18 protein-coding genes are annotated in these 19,645 nt (G+C 65.2%); all 18 read right to left on the bottom strand.

Annotated elements, in window-relative coordinates; translation table 11 throughout:
- Positions 1-2 precede the first annotated feature (2 nt).
- Positions 3-1,295 (bottom strand): cell division protein FtsA, encoded by a 1,293-nt coding sequence (gene ftsA / locus BMF35_RS00860; protein WP_047006295.1) that lies wholly within the window; start codon positions 1,293-1,295, stop codon positions 3-5.
- Entirely contained in the window at positions 1,295-2,209 is a 915-nt protein-coding gene (locus tag BMF35_RS00865) for a cell division protein FtsQ/DivIB (protein ID WP_047006610.1), read from the bottom strand. Before BMF35_RS00865 ends, ftsA begins: the two co-directional genes overlap by 1 nt.
- Entirely contained in the window at positions 2,202-3,167 is a 966-nt protein-coding gene (locus tag BMF35_RS00870) for a D-alanine--D-alanine ligase (RefSeq protein ID WP_047006296.1), read from the bottom strand. Before BMF35_RS00870 ends, BMF35_RS00865 begins: the two co-directional genes overlap by 8 nt.
- Positions 3,167-4,123 carry a UDP-N-acetylmuramate dehydrogenase gene (gene murB, locus BMF35_RS00875; RefSeq protein WP_047006297.1) on the bottom strand — a complete coding sequence of 319 codons (957 nt, stop codon included), beginning with the start codon at positions 4,121-4,123 and terminating at the stop codon, positions 3,167-3,169. The genes BMF35_RS00870 and murB overlap by 1 nt, the downstream gene beginning before the upstream one ends.
- A complete protein-coding gene (murC, locus tag BMF35_RS00880; protein ID WP_047006298.1) occupies positions 4,120-5,553 on the bottom strand; it encodes a UDP-N-acetylmuramate--L-alanine ligase in 1,434 nt (477 codons plus the stop codon). The genes murB and murC overlap by 4 nt, the downstream gene beginning before the upstream one ends.
- Positions 5,550-6,752 carry an undecaprenyldiphospho-muramoylpentapeptide beta-N-acetylglucosaminyltransferase gene (gene murG, locus BMF35_RS00885; protein WP_047006299.1) on the bottom strand — a complete coding sequence of 401 codons (1,203 nt, stop codon included), beginning with the start codon at positions 6,750-6,752 and terminating at the stop codon, positions 5,550-5,552. Before murG ends, murC begins: the two co-directional genes overlap by 4 nt.
- Positions 6,749-7,987: an FtsW/RodA/SpoVE family cell cycle protein gene (locus BMF35_RS00890; RefSeq protein WP_082115608.1), complete on the bottom strand. Its 1,239-nt coding sequence runs from the start codon at positions 7,985-7,987 to the stop codon at positions 6,749-6,751. Before BMF35_RS00890 ends, murG begins: the two co-directional genes overlap by 4 nt.
- The gene (murD, locus tag BMF35_RS00895) at positions 7,984-9,348 is read right to left on the bottom strand and encodes a UDP-N-acetylmuramoyl-L-alanine--D-glutamate ligase (RefSeq protein ID WP_047006300.1); all 1,365 of its coding nucleotides are present in this window, start codon (positions 9,346-9,348) and stop codon (positions 7,984-7,986) included. The genes BMF35_RS00890 and murD overlap by 4 nt, the downstream gene beginning before the upstream one ends.
- Positions 9,345-10,418, bottom strand: coding sequence for a phospho-N-acetylmuramoyl-pentapeptide-transferase (mraY, locus tag BMF35_RS00900; protein ID WP_047006301.1), 1,074 nt, complete (start codon positions 10,416-10,418; stop codon positions 9,345-9,347). Before mraY ends, murD begins: the two co-directional genes overlap by 4 nt.
- Before the next feature lie 11 nt (positions 10,419-10,429).
- The gene (locus BMF35_RS00905) at positions 10,430-11,899 is read right to left on the bottom strand and encodes a UDP-N-acetylmuramoyl-tripeptide--D-alanyl-D-alanine ligase (protein WP_047006302.1); all 1,470 of its coding nucleotides are present in this window, start codon (positions 11,897-11,899) and stop codon (positions 10,430-10,432) included.
- Positions 11,896-13,374 carry a UDP-N-acetylmuramoyl-L-alanyl-D-glutamate--2,6-diaminopimelate ligase gene (locus BMF35_RS00910; RefSeq protein ID WP_047006303.1) on the bottom strand — a complete coding sequence of 493 codons (1,479 nt, stop codon included), beginning with the start codon at positions 13,372-13,374 and terminating at the stop codon, positions 11,896-11,898. The genes BMF35_RS00905 and BMF35_RS00910 overlap by 4 nt, the downstream gene beginning before the upstream one ends.
- On the bottom strand, positions 13,374-15,134 hold the full coding sequence (locus tag BMF35_RS00915) for a peptidoglycan D,D-transpeptidase FtsI family protein (protein WP_418202097.1): 1,761 nt from the start codon (positions 15,132-15,134) through the stop codon (positions 13,374-13,376). Before BMF35_RS00915 ends, BMF35_RS00910 begins: the two co-directional genes overlap by 1 nt.
- On the bottom strand, positions 15,131-15,658 hold the full coding sequence (locus tag BMF35_RS00920) for a hypothetical protein (RefSeq protein ID WP_052765961.1): 528 nt from the start codon (positions 15,656-15,658) through the stop codon (positions 15,131-15,133). Before BMF35_RS00920 ends, BMF35_RS00915 begins: the two co-directional genes overlap by 4 nt.
- A complete protein-coding gene (gene rsmH, locus BMF35_RS00925; RefSeq protein WP_047006304.1) occupies positions 15,655-16,623 on the bottom strand; it encodes a 16S rRNA (cytosine(1402)-N(4))-methyltransferase RsmH in 969 nt (322 codons plus the stop codon). Before rsmH ends, BMF35_RS00920 begins: the two co-directional genes overlap by 4 nt.
- A complete protein-coding gene (locus tag BMF35_RS00930; RefSeq protein WP_047006305.1) occupies positions 16,620-17,129 on the bottom strand; it encodes a division/cell wall cluster transcriptional repressor MraZ in 510 nt (169 codons plus the stop codon). Before BMF35_RS00930 ends, rsmH begins: the two co-directional genes overlap by 4 nt.
- A gap of 207 nt (positions 17,130-17,336) precedes the next feature.
- Positions 17,337-18,161: a motility-associated ABC transporter substrate-binding family protein gene (locus BMF35_RS00935; protein WP_071961144.1), complete on the bottom strand. Its 825-nt coding sequence runs from the start codon at positions 18,159-18,161 to the stop codon at positions 17,337-17,339.
- 19 nt (positions 18,162-18,180) lie between these two features.
- Complete coding sequence (locus BMF35_RS00940; RefSeq protein WP_052765963.1) at positions 18,181-18,543, bottom strand: hypothetical protein; 363 nt, start codon at positions 18,541-18,543, stop codon at positions 18,181-18,183.
- A gap of 17 nt (positions 18,544-18,560) precedes the next feature.
- Positions 18,561-19,574 carry a cysteine synthase A gene (locus BMF35_RS00945; protein WP_047006306.1) on the bottom strand — a complete coding sequence of 338 codons (1,014 nt, stop codon included), beginning with the start codon at positions 19,572-19,574 and terminating at the stop codon, positions 18,561-18,563.
- Positions 19,575-19,645: the final 71 nt, after the last annotated feature.

Genomic DNA, 19,645 nt, shown 5'->3' on the forward strand with positions numbered 1-19,645 from the left:
GCCTAAAAATACTCGCGCATGGCGCCCCATACGCGCACGATGCTGGCAAACGGGCCGTAGCTGGCCGTGCGGGTGAAGCGCGATCCGATGCTGCGAATATCGACCGGGTCTTCCGCCGCATAAAGAACAAGCCCGCATAGCGTGGCGAAACCGGGCGCGCTGTGCGCTTCGGGCAGGCCGCGCAGAGCCACCGGTTTGCCGATGCGCGCGGGCACACCCAGCACGCTTTGCGCATAATCGGCAAGGCCCGCCAATTCCGCGCCGCCGCCCGTCAGCACCACCTGCCGCGCGCTGGAGCCGGGCGCTCCGCCGGTAAAGCCCATCGTATCCAATGCCTTGCCGACCTCGCCCATTAATTGGTCGAGCTCGCCCGTGATGACGCCGATCAGCTCGGCCCGCGGCACCTGGCCGGAGCCGTCGCATCCGCGCGCGACGGGCGATGCGGTGGACTCGCCCTGTGCCGTCACCGGGATCATCTCGCGGTGATCTGTCGGGCTGGCGATCGCCGAGCCGGAAACGCATTTCAGCCGTTCTGCCTGGAAGCGGCGCACGGAAAAAGCGCTGGCAATGGCATCGGTGATGTCGTTCGATCCGCGCGGGATTGCCGTAAGGCCCACCAGCATGCCGCCCGCATAGACGGAGACGTTTGTCACTTCCCCGCCCAGCTCAACCAGGGCAACGCCAAGGTCGCGCTCTTCGGCGGTAAGACAAGCAAAGCCTGTCGCCAGTGGCGAGGCGACGATGCCTTCCACATCCAGATGCGCGCTCTGCACCGCTTCGGTCACGTTCCGCATCGGCGCGCCATCGGCGAGCATGACATGGATATCCACGCCGAGCCGATCCGCGTGCAAGCCCTTGGGGTTGGAGACGCCATGCGCGCCGTCGAGAAAATAGCAGGCAGGCTGCGCGTGCAGCACGGTGCGGCCATCGGGCTCCAGCGCATCGCGCGCTTCGACCAGCAGGGCCTCGATATCCTCCTCCTCGATCCGGCGGCCACCGATGGGGATTTCTATCGGGCGGATTTCGCTTGCCAGCCCGGCGCCGGACGATCCGATCCACACGGCATCCACGCTGGTGCCCGCCATCTTCTCGGCGCGCTCCAGCGCATCGCGCACGGCATAGGTCGCCGCCGCCATGTCGACGATATAGCCGCGTTTGACGCCTTGCGATTGCCGGTCGCTGCTGCCCAGCACCTGCATCTCTCCGCCCTCGGTCAGGGCGGCGATCATCGCGGAAATGCGGAAAGATCCGATATTGACCGCGCCGAACACGCGGGCGATGCGCTGCTGCGACATCAGCCGTCCTCCTCTTGCAATTCCAGTTCCTGCGCCTCTGCCCGGCCCGGCACGCGCATATACATGCGCGGCGGATTGCGCATATCGAAGCTGACGACTTCGCCGCCGATCAGGCGATGCACGCCATCGGCCTGCGCAAAGCTGATAAGCGCGGCGGCAGCGCGATCCTCACCCTCTGGCAGGGCAAGGCGCTGGTCGGTCTCGAACGTCAGGTTCCAGCGGCGATTGCCGACATATTCTGCGCCTTTCACGCGCGGCTTCAATGCCGGGGCAGCGTCCAGCAGCGTTTCAAGCGCCTCGACCTGCGCCTGCGCGCCCGGTCCTTCGATCAGCAGATAGTCTTCGGCAGCGGCGGCCGAGATCGCTTCCAGTTCGACGCCGGTGGGGTCGATCAGCATCAGCCGGTCGGCGCGGCGCAGCACGGCATGTGGCTCCCGCTCGATGATGTCGACCACTAGCCTGTCCGGCAGCTGACGCGATACGCGCGCATCCTGCACCCAAGGCAGCGTCAGCAAATCCTCCCGCAGCGCCTCGGTATCGACGCGGGTCATGGCGAGATTCTGCTGGCCGAAGGCGCGCTCATGCACCAGCATCTCGTTCATTCGGTCGGTGCCCTGCACCGTGACGCCCTGCAATTTGTAGCCCGCATTGCTGGCCATATCCGCGAACCTGTCCGATGCGACCGCCGTTGCGCCGGAGATGTTGGCAATGAAAATGGCGAACGCCACCGCGCCGCCAAGAATAAGCAGCGTGAAGGTCTTTTGCAGCTGTTCTTCGGTGAATGGCAGCATGCCCAAAGCGCGCCCGAGGATGGATTGGCCGGTATTACGCGCGCTGCGAACCTTGCGGCTGGTGCCCGCCTTGCGCGCCTGCCGCCGCACGCCCTGGGTATTGCGCGTGTTCTTCCTAGCCATCAGGAAGCTTTCCGGCGCGCCGCAGCGCATCCTCCACGATCATCTCGCACAGTTCGGGATATTCGATGCCGCAACCGCGCGCCTGTTCGGGTACGAGGCTGAGCGGTGTCATTCCTGGCTGGGTGTTCGTTTCCAGCAGGAAGAGGCCATCCTCGCCGCGCTCGTCATCGTAGCGATAGTCGGAGCGCGAGACGCCTTTGCAGCCGAGCCGTTTGTGCGCCTGCATCGCATATTCGAGGCACAATCGCTCGACCTCTGGCGGAAGGTCGGCGGGGAAAATATGCTGGGTGCGGCCTTCGGTATATTTGTTCTCGTAATCGTAGAACCCGTCCGCCACGATCAGCTCGGTCACGCCCAGAGCGCGCGGGCCCTCCGGCGTGTCGATCACGGCAGTGGTCAGTTCGCGCCCGCGGATGAATGGCTCGGCCAGCAGCGTGTCGAAATCCTGCCACGGCCCCTTTGCATCGCGCGCGATGGGGTTGCCGCAATTGCTGGTGTCTTCGACAATGGCGACGCCGACGCTGGACCCTTCATTGACTGGCTTCAACACATAGGGCCGCGCAATCGGATCGCCTTCGTACAGCTCCTCGCTCTTTACCACACGCCCGCCCGGCATGGGGATGCCATGCGGCACCAGCGCATGCTTGGTCAGCTCTTTGTCGATGGCGATGACGGATGTCGCAAGGCCGGCATGGGTGTAAGGCACGCCCATCAGGTCGAGCATGCCTTGCACCGTGCCGTCCTCTCCCGGCGCGCCATGGAGCGCGTTGAAGACGACATCCGGCTTCGCCTCGGCGATCTTCGCCGCAACATCGCGGTCCATATCCAGCCGGGTGACGCGGTGGCCCACGCTTTCCAGCGCATCGGCCACGCCTTTGCCGGACATGAGCGAAACCTCGCGCTCATTCGCCCAGCCGCCCATCAGGACAAGCACGTGGAGGGGATCGAGCCGCGCCATTAGGGCCGCCCCACCCGCTTGATTTCCCATTCAAGCGCGACGCCGGATGTCTCGGCCACGCGTCGGCGCACTTCCTCGCCGAGATTCTCGATGTCGGAGCTGGTCGCCTCGCCGGTATTGATGAGGAAATTGGTGTGCTTCTCGCTCACCTGAGCCCCGCCGATCTGCAAGCCGCGGCACCCGGCCTCATCCACCAGCTTCCACGCCTTGCCGCCTTCTGGGTTCTTGAAAGTCGAGCCGCCCGTCTTGGTGCGCAGCGGCTGCGAATTCTCGCGCTCGTCCGCAATCCGGTCCATTTCCGCGCCGATCTCTTCCGGATCGCCCGCCTCGCCCTTGAAGCGCGCGGCGACGACGATGGCACCATCGGTCAGGCGCGAATGGCGATAGCTGTATTCAAGATCGGCCACCGGCAGGGTGACGAGATCGCCGCCCGGCATCACCACGTCGCAATCGACGAGGATGTCCGCCACCTCGCGGCCATAGGCGCCGCCATTCATGCGTACGAACCCGCCCACCGTGCCGGGGATACCGCGCAGGAATTCCATGCCCGCAATGCCTGCATCGCGCGCTGTGCTGGCCACCAGGATACCCGGCGTCCCGCCGCCGCATTCCACCACGTGTTCGCGCTTCACTTCAACCGTGGAAAAGGGTTTGCCCAGCCGCACAACCACGCCGGGAACGCCGCCATCGCGGATGATGAGATTGCTGCCGAGGCCCAACGCCATCACCGGCGTGCCCGGCTCCAGCGCAGCCATGAATGTTGTCAGGTCGTCAAGATCGGCAGGCTCGAACAGCCAGTCCGCCGCACCGCCGCTTTTGAACCAGACCAGCTTGGCGAGCGGCGCATTGCGCTTCAGATCACCGCGCACATCGAAAGGCACATCGCCCGAGGGGCCACTGCCTTCTTCGGAGCCCGGCGCGCCTTCGGTCCAGAAATAATCGCCCGGCTGGATCATGCTGCATCTCCCGCGCGGAATTTCGCGACATCCGCCGCCAGCCCCGCCGCCCATTTCGTGATATCGCCCGCGCCGAGGCACACGACCATGTCGCCCGGTGCCAGTTCGGCGGACAGCTTTTGCGCGAGGTCGGATGGCCCCTCCACCGCCTCTGCATGGCGGTGCCCACGCGCTTTGAGCCCGGCGACGAGAGCGTGCTCGTCTACGCCGTGGATGGGCTCTTCACCCGCCGGATAGACCGGTGCGGCATAGACGAGGTCGGCATCTCCGAACGCGCCTTGAAAGTCTTCGAGAAGGTCGCGAAGGCGGGTGTATCGATGAGGCTGGACCACCCCGACGACCCGGCCCGAGGCTGCATCGCGCGCTGCAGACAGCACGGCGCGGATTTCCACCGGATGATGCGCATAGTCGTCGATCACCTTCACGCCGATATCCGCGCCGAGGTCTATATCGCCGACATGGCTGAAGCGGCGCTTGACCCCGCCGAAGCGGGAGAAACCGGCACGGATCGCATCGGCATCGCAGCCCATTTCCAGCGCCACGGCGATGGCGGCGAGCGCGTTTTGCACATTGTGCTGGCCCGGCATCGGCAGCGAAATCCCGTCGACCCGCACTTCGCTCCCATCGCGGCTGCGCTGCACGGCATCGAAGCGCGTTACCGCGCCATCGGGCGTCACGTTCTCCGCGCGCTGATCGGCATGGCTGGAAAAGCCGTAGGTGATGACGCGCCTGTCGCGCACCTTGGCGATCACGTTCTGCACTTCGGGATGGTCGATGCACAGCACTGCCGCGCCGTAGAACGGCACGTTTTCGATAAACTGCACGAAGGCATCCTTCACCGCATCGAAACTGCCATAATGGTCGAGATGCTCGGGATCGATATTGGTAACGACGGCGATGGTGCCATCGAGCCGCAGGAAGCTGCCATCGCTTTCGTCGGCCTCCACCACCATCCATTCGCTGTCGCCGAGACGCGCATTGGAACCGTAGCTTTCGATGATGCCGCCATTGATGACCGTGGGGTCTACCCCGCCAGCATCCAGCAGCGCGGCGACCATGCTGGTCGTGGTTGTTTTGCCGTGCGTGCCAGCGACCGCGACGGTCTTTTTCAGCCGCATCAATTCTGCGAGCATTTCCGCGCGGCGCACCACCGGCACGCGGTTTTCCAGTGCCAAAGCTACTTCGGGATTGGTGCGCTTCACAGCAGTCGAAGTCACGACGACCGCTGCATCGCCCAGATTGCCCTCGTCATGTCCGATATGCACGGTGATGCCCGCCTCGCGCAGCGCCTCAACGCGCGGGCTTTCGTTAAGGTCGCTGCCTTGCACGCTATAGCCGAGATTGTGCATCACTTCGGCAATGCCGGACATGCCGATGCCGCCAATGCCGACGAAGTGGATCGTGCCGATATCTGTGCCGACGCCTTTCATTCGGCCCGCTCCCGCGCTGCACCCTGTCCCGCTTCGATACCCTGCGTCGCCGCGCGCGCATTGTTCGCGCCGACGCGGATAACGTCCATCATGTCCGCCCCGCCGAAACTTTCCACCAAGTCCGCAAGGTCGCTCGCCGCGTTGGGCCGCCCGCAATTCCACGCCGCATGGGCGGCATTGGCGAGTGTTTCGGGCCGCTGCGCCATGGCGTTGATTTGCTTGGCCAGTTCCTTCGCCGTGAAAGCCTGCTGTCGGATCGACCGTGCACCGCCCGCTTTCACCACTTCGCGCGTATTGGCCGCCTGGTGATCGTCCGTCGCAATAGGCAGCGGTACGAGAATGGCCGGGCGGCCGACAGCGGTTAGCTCTCCGATGGTCGAAGCACCCGCGCGCCCGATAAAGAGATGCGTATCGGCCAGACGGGCGGCCATATCCTCGAAATAGGTCGCCAATTCGGCGGGAATATCGTGATTGGCATAGCGCTCTCGCACCGCGTCCAGATCTTCAGGCCGACATTGCTGCGTCACCTGCAAGCGGCTGCGCAGCGCAGGGGCGAGCATTGAGAGGCCATCGGGCACGATTTCGCTCAGCACGCGCGCGCCCTGACTACCGCCGGTCACCAGCACACGGAAAATACCGTCGTCGGTGAACGGCGGAAACGGCTCGTCTCGCAGAGCCAGCACGCGCGGGCGCACCGGGTTGCCGACGAGCGCGGTCTTCACTTCATACTTCGCCTTCAGCCGGTCGACATCGGGATAGGACAGCGCAATGGCATTCACCCGCCCCGCCATCAGACGATTGACGCGCCCCAGCACGGCGTTCTGTTCATGCACGACGGTGGGGATATCCATGCTCTGCGCGCCCAGCAGGGCAGGAAGCGCAGGATAACCGCCAAAGCCGATGACGGCGCTCGGCTGAAAATTTTCGTAGAGTCGCTTGGCCATGCCGCGCCCGTCCCACACGGCCTTCAGCGCCGCGAACCAGCGTAGCGGGTTCTTGCCGAAACGGCCTGCGGGCAGCACGTGAGCGGGCAGGAAATCGGGCTTGCCGGGAATGGCAGCGCCGCGCTCGTCCGTGATCAGCGCCACGTGATGGCCGCGCCGCTCCAGCTCCGCGGCCAGCGCGAAAGCGGGCGTCAAGTGGCCGCCAGTCCCGCCGGCGGCGAGCACGAAATGGCGCGAAGATGCAGGCGTATTCATGCCTTCAGGTCCTTTTCCGGCACACCCTTTTCCAGCGTATCGCGCAGGTCGAACTTGTCGCGCGCCAGATACGGGTTGCGCCGCGTGACTGCCAGCAGCAGGCCGATGGTGAAACACTGCGCTATTGTCGACGATCCGCCATAACTCACCAAGGGCAATGTCATGCCCTTGCTGGGGAAAAGCTGCAGATTGACCATGATATTGATGAAAGCCTGCCCGCCGAACATGGCGACGAGGCCGCTGGCGGCGAGGATGATGAACAGCCGGTCCTCATCCATCAGGCGGATCAGCACGCGCAGCAGGATGGCGAGATAGAGGATCACCACGATGGCGCAGACCATCAGGCCCAACTCTTCCCCGATGACGGAGAAAATGTAGTCGGTATGCGCTTCGGGCAGGCGCATTTTGTTCTCGCCCAGCCAGAAACCGCTGCCGGTCCACCCACCGCCGGTCAGCGTGCGATTGGCAAGGTCGACATGGTCGAACGGCGTCGGCCCGCCGAAAAAGGCATCGATGCGGTGGCGGGCATTGTCGTAGAACAGGTATGCCGCCAGCAGCCCGGCCATGCCGCCGCCCACCAGCATGCCGATGCGTTGCAGCGGAAGGCCCGCCAGCATGACCATCACCAGCCATGTTCCGATGAAGAGCACCGCCGCGCCGAGGTTCGGCTGCAGCATCAACAGCGCCGTGATGAGGCCGACAATCGCGCCGGTAATGCCAATGACCGGCAGGCGCGCATCGCGCATCTTCCAGCTGAGGATCCACGCCATCGTTATGGCGAAGGCCGGTTTCAGGAATTCGCTGGGCTGCACGCCGAGGCCGAAGCGGATCCAGCGTTTCGCGCCGTTCACCTCATATCCGATGATCGGTACGAGGAAGAGCAGGAAAAGCATTCCGGCAGCCAGCAGAATGGAGCCGCGCCGCCAAAGCTCGCGCGGGAGCAGGCTTGTCGCCACCAGCACCATCAGGCCGAGCATTTGCCAGCGTATGTGCGCCCAGAAGAAATAGAGGTCCGGCAAAGTGATGTCTGCCGTGGAAAGGCGATGCGCGGTAGCAGGCGATGCCGCCGCGACGGCCAGCGTGCCCACCGCCATCAGCACCAGCACCAGCAGCAGCAGCACCCGGTCGATCTCGCGCCACCAGATGCGCAGTTCGCGCTTGCGATCAAGCCGCATGGCGGGTGCCCGCCGTTCGCGATCACCCTGGCGCGGGATGTAGATAGGTCGGGTCGTCATGCTGCCGATCTCGTATCGAAAGCGGGGACCCCTGACAGGTTCTTGCAACCCAATTCGGTCGCGATTTCACGGAAAGCCTCGCCCCGTGCTTCGTAATCGCGGAACTGGTCGAAACTGGCGCAGGCGGGGCTCAGCAGGATGACATCGCCCGCGCCTGCATTGTCGACCGCGCGGCGCACCGCCTCGGCCAACAGCTCGCAGCGCTCCACCTTCATGTGCGGCTCGAGCAAGCCCGCAAACATCGGACCCGCCTCGCCTATCGTATAGGCCTTGGCGACCTTGCGGAAATGCGGCTCGCAATCGTCGAGATTGTCTTCCTTTGCCAGACCGCCGCAAATCCAGTGGATGCGCGGTTTGCCCTCCCGCTCTGGCGGATAGGCGGCCAGCGCCGGCGCGGTGGAGGCGGCATTGGTGGCCTTGCTGTCGTTCACGAACAGCACGCCGTCGCATTCGCCCAGCCGCTCCATCCGGTGCGGCAGACCGCCAAAGGTGGCGAGGCCTTCCAGCACCTGCTCGCGGGTGAGGCCCATCGATTCAGCCAGCGCGGCGGCTATCGCAGCGTTCTGCAGATTGTGCGGGCCTTGCAGGCTGGGCCAGTCGCCCTGGTGCTCCGCCCACGCACCGGTATCGACACACACCGCTTGGCTTTCGGGACGGCGAGAAGCCTCCGCCTGTTGCACGGCGCTGGTCGATGCATCGTCGCAGCCGAAGACCGCGAATTGCCACGATCCCTGCATGGCGAACAGGCGGCCCTTGGCAAAGGCATAATCGGAGAAGCTGTCATACCGGTCGAGATGGTCGGGCGAGATATTGATGAGTGCCGCCGCTTCGCAGGCCAGCCCGCGAGTCAGGTCGATCTGGAAACTGGACAACTCGAACACGTAGACGCCGCCTTCGCCTAGCGGTTCTTCGCCGAGGACGGGCAGGCCGATATTGCCACCCAGCCGCGCTTCGACACCCGCCTGCTGCAACAGGTGATAGGTCAGCGCTGTGGTGGTCGATTTGCCGTTCGTGCCGGTAATTCCGATCACGCTGTGCGCAGGCAATTCCGGGCGGGCACGGGCGAACAGCTCTATATCGCCGATGACCGGCACGCCTGCGGCGCGCGCTTTCTCGGCTATCGGATGGGTATTGAGCGGCACGCCGGGCGATACGATGATGGCATCGTAACCGACCAGCGGGATTTCCAGCGGATCGGCAATAGTCGTGCGGCCCGCCAGTTTCCGGCGCGGTTCTTCGCGGCGATCCCACACAGTGACTTCGGCACCGCTGGCCAGCAGGGTTTCCACAACGGCCATCCCCGACCGGGCAAGGCCGAGGACGCAGTATTTCTTTCCCTTGAAGGCCCGGGCGACGATCACCGCAGCTTCAACGTGGCAAGGCCGACAACGGCCAGCACGATGGCGATGATCCAGAAGCGGATCACGACCTTGCTTTCGCTCCAGCCGAGCTGTTCGAAATGGTGGTGGATGGGTGCCATGCGGAAGATGCGCCTTCCGGTCCGCTTGAACCAGAAGACCTGGATGATGACTGACACCGCTTCCAGCACGAAAAGGCCGCCGACGATCGCCAGCACGATCTCGTGATGGCTGGCAACCGCAATCGCGCCCAGCGCCCCGCCTAGCGCGAGCGATCCGGTGTCGCCCATGAATACGGCGGCAGGCGGCGCGTTGTACCACAGGAAAGCGAGCCCCGCCCCCATGATGGCGGCGCACATGATGGCAAGCTCGCCCGCGCCTTCGACATGCGGAATGCCAAGATATTCGGAATAATCGACGCGGCCGACCAGATAGCAAATAAGCAGGAATGCGCCTGCCGCGATTACCACGGGCATGGTGGCGAGGCCGTCCAGACCATCCGTTAGGTTCACCGCATTGCCCGCACCTACAATCACCACGGCGGCGAAGGGATAATAGAACCAGCCCAGCGGAATGCCGTCACCGAACACGAAGGGCGTATAGAGATCGGTGCTGCCGACTTCGCCCACGATGATCCATGTGGCAACACCTGCGACCACGAATTCCGCGAGCAGCCGCACCTTGCCCGACACGCCGCGATGGCTGCGCTTGGTGACCTTGTCGTAATCGTCGAGAAAACCGATAATGCCGAAGCCTAGCGTGACTGCGAGACAGGCCCACAGGAACGGGTTGTCCAGCTCCATCCACAGCAGCATCGAAATCGTGAGCGAGGCGAGGATCATCAGCCCGCCCATTGTGGGCGTACCGACCTTCTTCTGGTGCGATTGCGGGCCGTCGGCGCGGATCGGCTGGCCTTTGCCCTGGCGAACACGCAGCATATTGATGAAGCGCGGCCCGATGATGAGGCCGATGACCAGCGCCGTCATCATGGCGGCGCCCGCCCTGAAGGTCTGGTAGCGAATGAGGTTGAGGATCCCCTCGAAACCGAGCCATTCTGCGAGAAGATACAACATGGATGCGCGCGTCAGCCCTCCGGGCGAGTGAAATGGTCCACTACGCGGGCAAGGCCTACCGAGTTGGAACCCTTCACCAGCACAGCGTCCCCGCCTGTCAGGCCAAACTCCTGCAAGGCGGCGATCGCCTCGCCCGCATTCTCGCAATGGGCAAAGGGAACCGTCTTGCCAAGCGCGCCGGATGCGCCTTTCCCCATTTCCTGCGCAAGGGCGCGCATCTCGTCGCCCACCAGCACCGCATAATCGACATCGGCTGCCGACACGTGGCTGGCAAGCTGGGCGTGGAACTTCGGCGCGAAATCGCCAAGTTCCTTCATGCTGCCCAGCACGACGATGCGCCGCGTGGCGGGCGTCTGCCCCAGCTGTGCCAGCGTGGCGCGCATGGAAGCGGGATTGGCATTGTAGCTTTCGTCGATCAGCAGGGCATGGCCGCCCGGCACCTTCGCCCGGCTGCGCGCACCGCGACCCTTGAGGCCGCCCATCTCGGCAAGAGCGAGGCCCGCCGCGCCCAGATCGCCGCCTACGGCATGGACTGCGGCCATCACGCACAGCGCATTGTCGATCCAGTGTTCGCCCGGCTCTGCCACGGTGAAGCATAGCCGCATTTCGCCCATGGCGGCCGTTACCAGCGATCCGCCATTCCCATCGGGCACGGCATCCAGCAGGCGCATATCGGCTCGCGGATTGCGTCCAAAACTGATGATCTTCGCGCCCAGCGTTTCGGCAGCGGCGCGCAGGCGCGGCGTCCATTCGAGGTCTGCCGGGATCACGGCGGTGCCGCCCGGCTCCAGCCCTTCGAAGATCTCCGCCTTGGCGTCGGCGATCGCCTCCATGCTGCCGAGGTTCTCGATATGGGCGGGCGCAAGCGTAGTGATGACGGCGACGTGCGGGCGGACCTGCCCGGTCAGGCCGCGAATTTCGTTCGCATGGTTCATACCCATCTCGAACACACCGAACTTGCTGCGCGCGGCCATGCGAGAGAGGCTTAGCGGCACGCCGACATGGTTGTTATAGCTGCGCACGCTGCGATGCGCCGCGCCTCTGCCGGCGCGCTCCAGCGCGGTGAAGATGGCTTCCTTCACGCCCGTCTTGCCGACCGATCCTGTGACACCGACAATGCGTGCCGAAACCCGCTGGCGCGCCGCCTTGGCGAGCGCATGCAATGCGGCGGTGGTGTCGGCGACGCGGACGTGCGGGTAGTCCACCTCGCGGTCGGTGATGGCGGCCGCCGCGCCATTGGCGAAGGCTGCATCGAGGAAGCGATGGCCGTCCATCGCTTCGCCTTTCAGCGCTACAAACAGGTCGCCCGAGCGCACATCGCGGCTGTCCATTTCGACGCCGCTAACCTGAAATTCACCATAAGCGGTCCCACCTGTCGCGGCCGCGATCTCGGCAGACGTCCACAGGGCGAGGCGCTGCGCATCACGGTCAATGCCCTTCTCGCTTCTGGGCCAACGCATGGTCTTCAGCAGCGCGCTCATGCTGCGCCCCCGCCTTGCGCGATCTCGGCAGCGCATTCGCGCGCCACGGTCACATCATCGAAAGGCAGCACCCGCATATCGTCCCCTGATCCCACGATCTGTCCTTGTTCGTGTCCCTTGCCCGCGACCAGCACGATGTCGTCTTTGCCCGCTTCGGCGATGGCGGCGGCGATGGCCTCGCGCCGCCCGCCGATATTGCGTGCCATGGTGCCTGCACCCAGCATTACCTCGTCGCGGATGGCGGCAGCATCCTCGCCGCGCGGATTGTCATCGGTGACGATCACCAGCTCGCTGCCCTTGGCCGCCGCTTCGCCCATCGGCGCGCGCTTGCCCTTGTCGCGATCTCCGCCCGCACCGAACACGGTGATGAGCCGCCCCGAGACATGCGGACGCAGCGCGGCAATGGCAGCGGCCAGCGCGTCGGGCGTGTGCGCGTAATCGATATAAACCGGCGCGCCCTTGGTGGAGATGACGGCACGCTCCAGCCGACCGCGAACGGGCTGCAGCCGCGCTACGGCATCGAACACCTGTGCAGGCGGCGTGCCGGTGGCGAGCACCAGCCCGGCTGCCGTCAGCGCATTGGCGACCTGGTAGGCGCCGATCAGCGGCAGGCGGATGGCGTAGGCATGGCCTGCATGGACGATCTTCAATTCCTGCCCCAGCGGACTGGGCGTCCGGGCGATCAGTTCGATGCCCTTGCCCTTTTCGCCGACGGTAAAAATCTTGAGACCGCGATCTTTCGCCACATCCACGGCGCGCTGCGACCATTCATCGTCGGCCCAGATTACCGCCGTGCCATCGTCGTCCACCACTTCGGTGAACAGGCGCATCTTGGCGGCGAAATAGTCCTCCATCCCGTCATGGTAATCGAGATGGTCGCGGCTAAGATTGGTGAAGCCTCCCGCATGCACGGGCAGGCCCTCGTTGCGGAACTGCGAGAGGCCGTGGCTGGACGCCTCGTAGGCGACATGCGTCACGCCCTCGCGGCACAGCCCGCTCATATTCGACAGGAAGGTGACGATATCGGGCGTGGTCAGCCCGGTGGAAACGCTTTCGTCGGGTGTGGTGACGCCCAGCGTGCCGATGCTGGCGGCCCGTTCTCCGCACATGCGCCAGATCTGGCGCGTCATCTCGACCGTGGAGGTCTTGCCGTTGGTGCCTGTCACGGCCACCACGGTGGACGGCGTGGGCCGGTAATAGAGCGCAGCGAGGTCGGCAAAGGCCCGGCGCGGCTCGGCATCGGCCAGATGCAGCGCGCCTTCGACGCGGGCTTCGGGCCGCGCGACGACGGCTACCGCGCCGCTGGCGATGGCAGCGTCGATAAAGTCCTCGCCATTCACCTTCGTGCCCTGGAACGCGCCGAACACATTGCCGGGCGCGACCTTGCGGTGATCGATGGCGAAGCCGAAGATCCCGGTCTGGCCGGCATCGCCAGCATCCATGCCCATGGCGGCGGCAAGTTCGGAAAGGCGCATCAGTGGTCTCCCACAAGCGGGCGAAGGTCGGTCAGATCGATATCGCGGTCGGCATCGGGCAGCACGCCCAGTTGCGGCCCGATACGGGGAACGAGGCGGCGCACGATCGGTGCCGCATTCCACGCAGCCGTGCGCTGGTAGGAGCTGGCGACGGTGCCCTGCGGCTCGTCCAGCATGGTGATGATCACGTAGCGCGGATTGTCCATCGGGAAAGCCGCGGCGAATGTGGAAACAAGCGTCGTGCGGCGATAGCCGCCCACGCCCGGCTTTTCCGCGCTGCCCGTCTTGCCGCCGACGCGAAAACCCGGCGCATCGGCATTGCGGCCCGTGCCATAGACAGCGATCATCCGCAGCAGCTGGTTCATGCGGGCGCTGGTGCTGGCGCGGAATACGCGGCGGCCACGCGGTGCCTCGCCCGCTTCCAGCCTGCGCAACGTCGCCGGACGCCAGATGCCGCCATTGACCATGGCTGCATAAGCGCTCGCCAGATGCAGCGGCGTGACCGATACGCCGTGGCCGTAGCCCACCGTAATCGCTCGGATGCGCGACCAGTCGCCCGAGGGCCAGATCGGATGGCCGCGCGCTGGCAGCTCGATATAAGGACGCTCGTTCATGCCGAGCTCGATCATGTAATCGCGCAGCGTCTCCGCCCCTAGTTCGTCGACGATATGACCGGTGACGACGTTGGAGGAATGGATCAGCATTTCCGGCGCATTCAGGCTGTCGCCCATGGCATGGCTGTCGCGCACCATGTGGCCCTGCACCTCGTAGGGTGTCGCGCTGTAGCGGCGCGCAAGATTGGTGATCGAACCGCTATCGATGGCAGCGGCCACGGCCAGCGGCTTGAAGGTCGAGCCAAGCTCGTAAACCTGGTTGGTCACGCGGTTGAAGGCAGGCGCGGTGATGCCGCGATCATGCTGCTCCTGCGTCACGCGAACATCGCTGGTCTGCACATCGTTGGGATCGAATTCTGGCAGGCTGGCCATGGCCATGATCTCGCCCGTGTCCACGTCCAGCACGATCCCAGCGGCGCCCACGGCGTTCACCGCCAGCATGCCGCTGCGCAGCTCGTCTTCCAGCGCACCCTGCACGCGCATGTCGATGGATAGCGCCACCGGCTCGCCGCGCGCATTGGGGTCGAGCAGCTGCTCGTCCAGCACCTGCTCCATGCCCACGCGGCCATGCCCGTCTGCCGCAACATAGCCCAGCACGTGGGCAGCGAGCGATCCTTGCGGATAATGGCGATCCGTCTCACGCGGGAGTTCCAGCGCCAGCTCGCCGATGCCGATCACGCGGTTGGCATCTTCCGGCAAGACGCGGCGGCGCAGATAGCCGGGACGGCCGGATTCCAGTCGCTGGGTGACTTCATACGTGTCGATATCGGGAAAGATGTCGCGCAATTCGGCAGCGATTTCCGCCGCGGGACGCACCAGCGGGGGGCCGCCATCGCCGCCCTCTGCCATCGCAGCGGGATTGTACCATAGCGCATAGGCCGGGAAGGCGCGGGCCAGCGGCACGCCGTTGCGGTCAGTGATCTCGCCACGCGGCGGCAGCAGCCGGTCGGCCATGCTGGCGCGTTCGCGCGCAGGCTCCACCGTGCCGATCCACGCGATGCGTGTCATCGCAGCGCCCGCCAGCAAAACGAAAGCGAGCACGATCAGCAGCAGGCGCAGCCGCGCCACCAGCAGCGCGCGGCGCCGATGGTCGAACCGCCCTGCCGGGCCGGATATGGTCATGCGCTGGGCGGCAAGCGTGTTCACCGGGCGCCGGCCTCCACCAATGCGACACGGGTGACGCCGGACATCGGCACGCGCAGCGGACCCGGCGTAAGCGTGACGGCAAGGCCGCGCTCGTCCGGATCGTCGCCTGCCAGCACGGCCTCGTCTATCGGGCGGCCTGTCAGCGGAGAGCGCAGCTCGGGGAACTCGGGCACGCCTTCCTCGCTCGTCATTCCGGCCAGCAGGATCGGCGCAGGCGCATCTGCACTGCGCGGCGTACCGAAGGCTGCCAGCTGCATCGGGCCTTCGACGAATTGCGAGGCTTCGGGCGCCTGGAAGCCGAAATCGACACGGTTCCACGCGGCCAGCTGCACCTGGTTGGCGCGGGTCAGGAATTCGGTCTCCAGCAGCAGGTTCTGCTGCTCCAGCTCCACGATAGCCTGTTCCGCGCGCACGACGTCGGCATGCACGGAATTCACCTTAACATGCAGCACGGCATAAAGCGCAAGGCAGATGCCTATCGCGGCAAGCCAGCCCATGCGGCGGATGCGGGCCTGATGTGTCATGCGGCGTCCTTTCGGGCTGGGGCGTCGGTGCGGACGGCACCGCGCAGGGTGGAGGAACGGGCGCGCGGATTGCGCGCGATCTCGGCGGCGGATGGCCGGATGGCCTTGGTCAGGTGCCCGAAGCGCGGGAGGGGAAGTTCTTGCACTTCGGGCAGGTGGCGTGATGCGCGGGGGTTTGCATTCGCGGCATCACGCAGGAAAGTCTTCACGATACGGTCTTCCAGCGAGTGGAAGGACACGACAGCCAGCCGGCCTCCTGTTTTCAGCAGCGTTTCGGCAGCGAAAAGGCCTTCGCGAAGCTCGTCCAGCTCGCCATTCACGTGGATGCGGATAGCCTGGAAGCTGCGGGTGGCGGGGTCTTTCTTGTCGCCGGGACGATGCCCCAGCGCCTTGCGCACGATTTCGGCCAGCTCGCCCGTCGTGATCAGCGGGCGCGCGGCAACGATGGCGCGGGCGACGCGGCGCGACTGGCGCTCCTCGCCATACTGGTAGAGCACATCGGCAATGTCCTTTTCCGCCGCCTCGTTCACGAAATCGGCGGCATTGGGGCCGGACTGGCTCATCGTCATATCGAGCGGGCCGTTGCTGCTGAAGGCAAAGCCGCGCTCGGCCTGGTCCAGCTGCATGGAGGACACGCCGATATCCATGGCGATGCCGTCGACCTGCGCGATCCCGGCCTCGGCCATGCCCGCCACCATTTCGGAGAACCGGCGGTGGTGCAGCACGAGGCGCGGCGGATTTTCGCGGGTTTCGGGCCACTCACGCCCTGCCGCAATCGCGTCGGGATCGCGGTCGAAGGCATGCACGGTCGCGCCTGCATCGAGGATGGCACGGGTATAGCCGCCCGCGCCAAACGTCGCGTCCACCACGACATCGCCGGGGCGGATCGCCAGCGTTTCGATCACTTCATCAAGCAGTACGGGGATATGGGGCTGCGGCCTGTCCTGAGCTTGTCGAAGGGTCATTTGCCCTTCCCCTTCGCCGCCGCCTTGGCGCGCGCTTCTTCTGCGAAAGCCACGCACAATTCGTAGCGATCCTCCCACGCGCCGCCCATCGTGCCGAGCTGGTCGAGATCCCACATGGTGATGAAAGTGCCGGTGCCGAGGAAACAGATATTGTCGCCGATCCCGCCGACCTTGCAGTAGCGCGGAGGCAGGATGAAACGGCCGCTTCCGTCGAAGGGCACTTCGTGGTGAGCATAGAGCTGCATCGCGCGCATATCGCGGTCGAAATCCTGGTCCCGGCGAACGGCGTTCTCTTCCTCGCGGTCGAGGATGTCCTCGAACTGGTCCACCTTCGACAGGCCGAAAGCGGCAAGGCAGGGGTATTTGTGGTGCTTGGTTACGCACAGCACCTTGTCATCGCCCAGAGCCACGAAGGTCTTGCGGAACAGCGGAGGCAGCACGAAGCGATCCTTTTCGCCGCGAAGCGAAAAGCCCTCTCCCCGATACTGCGTTGGCTGCTGCGCCACTGTCGCCGATCCCTTCCCCGGTGCTCTGCAGACACAGCTTCCCCGCTGCGAGCCGCGCGGGAGCGCGGCCCGGTCGCACCACAGGGATGCGCAGCACGGGCTATGTGTCCGATGTCATTGCTCGATAACGCGAGCGGGCGCGGGATGGAAGGGGAAATTACGGGAAATTGTGGGAGAAGCGCGTAACCCGCTGATTTTCAAGGCTTGCTAATGCGCGTGGTGATGCTCTCCATGATCATCGCTCTCATCGGTATTTGCCTGATTTTGCACCGAATCCGGTAGCGTGTCCCGGTTTTCGACGGTGAATTCCCGTGAAATCCCCAAACCGTAGGAAACAAGGCCGGATACCAGCCGTGCGGCATCGTGACGGGGTCCACTGACATCGAGAATCGCGGCATCGGCAATAATGGTCACTGCGCCCTCGCCGACAGCGCAGCGCGCCACCAATCCCCGTGCAGCCAGCTCGCACACGGTCTCGCCAGCATCGAGCGCGACGAGTTCGCCCGGCAGGTTCACCGGCAGGTCCACTCCCGCAAATTCCCGCACCTGGAAGCCTTCACGCTGATCCTCGACATAGCGCAGCTCCAACGACCAGCGCGCGAGGATCGGGGAAAGCACCACCGTGTCCTGCGGGCGACGGCGATCGCCGATATGAAAGCGCGAATGGCTCGTCATCACCGGGTCGGCAAACAGCAGTAGACGCCCGCCTGCGCGCACCCATTCGTCCAGCGCGACGTTCTCTTCGCCCGATAGCCCGCGCGGCTGCGCCATCAGCAGGTAGTCGTGGTTCGCCAGCGTCTCTGCAGAAAGGTAATCGAGAGGGGCTAGCGCGAAGTCCCGCTCCAGCAGCGCGCGCGCCCAGTGCGGCTGCGCTTCGCCTGACAAAAGCTCGTCCAGACCCGCAGCCTCGCCCCAATAGAGCGGGATCGTGCCCATCAGCGCGAGATATGGGCGCGGTTCTTCGGGCGCGTGAAGCGATACATCGACTTGCGCTTGGACAGCCGCCGGGAGGCCAGCGGTCGACAAAGCCAAAGCGGCGGCGGCGGCCGCCCTACTGTAGCTGCGCATTGGAAACCGGTGGCGGAACATCGTCTTCGGCGTTCGGCGTGGCAGCGGTGGGCGACGGCGTCGGCTCTGCCGGCAATTCGGGCGCTACACCGGCCTCTGCCAGCGGATCGCGCGGTGTCGCAACGTCGCTCGGCTCGGTCGTTGGCGCGGCTTCGGGCACCGCAGCCTCCTGCGTCAGCTGGGCGCGGCTGGAAATGGCATCGGCCAACCCGACCAGAAGCACCATGGCGGCAATGCCCAGCAGCCCGACCTGCAGGCGCTGAAAACGCTCCGCCCGCGTTCCGGCCAGCGGGGCAGGCTCGCTATCGGGCTTGGGAGCGAAAAAGACGCGCGGGTCGAAGGCCATGCCGCCTCATAGCCCGCTTAGTCTGAACCTAGCCAGTCAAAAACGGGAAGACCTTTCCGGCGCAGCCATTCGGCATTGTAGAGCGTGGAGAGGTAGCGGAAGCCGGTGTCGCACAGGATGGTGGCAACGCGCGGGTCTTCCACGCCGTCTGCCACAAGCTGGCGGCCCAGCGCGATGGCACCGGCCACATTGATGCCTGCCGAAAGGCCGAGGCACATACCCTCTTCGCGCAGCAGCCTACCGACCCACTCCAGCCCTTCCTCGTCGGAAATGCGGAATTGCGTATCGATGGGCGCGCCCTCGATATTGGCGGTGATGCGGCCTTGCCCGATACCTTCTGCGACGGAAGACCCTTCCGCTTTCAGCTCGCCATTCTCGAAATAATTGTACAGCGCCGCGCCGTGCGGATCGGTCAGCGCGATGCGCACCGCCTCGTCCTTTTCCTTCAGCCCCATGGCGACGCCCGCCAACGTGCCGCCCGTGCCGACCGCGCAGGTGAAGCCGTGCACGCGGCCTTCCATCTGTTCCCAAATCTCGGCTGCCGTGCCTTCGATATGCGCGCGGCGATTGGCGACATTGTCGAACTGGTTGGCCCAGATCGCGCCCGGCGTATCCTCCGCCAGGCGGCGGCTGGTGTGGACGAAATGGTTGGGGTCGGCGAATTTGGTGGGCGGCACCGTCACCAGTTCCGCGCCCAGCGCGCGCAGCGTCGCCATCTTCTCGCTCGACTGGTTGTCGGGCATGACGATCACGGTCTTGTAGCCCAGCGCATTGGCGACCAGCGCCAGCCCGATGCCGGTATTGCCCGCCGTGCCTTCCACCACCGTGCCGCCCGGCTGCAATTCGCCGCGCGCTTCGGCATCGCGCACGATCCACAGCGCCGCGCGATCCTTCACGCTAGCGCCGGGATTGGCGAATTCGCACTTGCCCCAGATCTCGCACCCGGCAGCCTCGCTCGGCCCTTCGAGCAGGACGAGCGGCGTATTGCCGATGAGATCGAGCGTGTTGGCGGCGACGGGCGGTTTGGTCATGCCGCGTCAATTAGGTTCTGGCGCAACCAAGCGCAATGCGGGGATGGTCGAGGGGTGGAAAGATGGAATTG

The organism is Aurantiacibacter gangjinensis (assembly GCF_001886695.1).
Classification (GTDB): domain Bacteria; phylum Pseudomonadota; class Alphaproteobacteria; order Sphingomonadales; family Sphingomonadaceae; genus Alteraurantiacibacter; species Alteraurantiacibacter gangjinensis.